This window comes from Brucella tritici, assembly GCF_008932295.1.
Classification (GTDB): Bacteria; Pseudomonadota; Alphaproteobacteria; order Rhizobiales; family Rhizobiaceae; genus Brucella; species Brucella tritici.
The window spans coordinates 1-223 of the sequence record NZ_WBWA01000140.1; the positions used below are offsets into that span (position 1 = coordinate 1).

A 223-nucleotide genomic window follows, 5' to 3' on the forward strand; every position below is an offset into this window, starting at 1 on the left:
TTGACTGGAGGTCAGAAATGAACATCAAGAGCCTTCTCCTTGGCTCCGCTGCAGCTCTGGTTGCAGCTTCCGGCGCTCAGGCTGCCGACGCAATCGTCGCGCCAGAGCCAGAAGCCGTTGAATATGTCCGCGTCTGCGATGCTTACGGCGCTGGCTACTTCTACATCCCGGGCACCGAAACCTGCCTGCGTATCCATGGTTATGTTCGTTACGACGCAACCGG

1 protein-coding gene is annotated in these 223 nt (G+C 58.3%); it reads left to right on the forward strand.

The features are described from left to right. Positions 1–17 precede the first annotated feature (17 nt). On the forward strand, positions 18–223 hold a 206-nt coding region (locus tag F9K91_RS25800; RefSeq protein WP_208852743.1), incomplete at its 3' end, for a porin.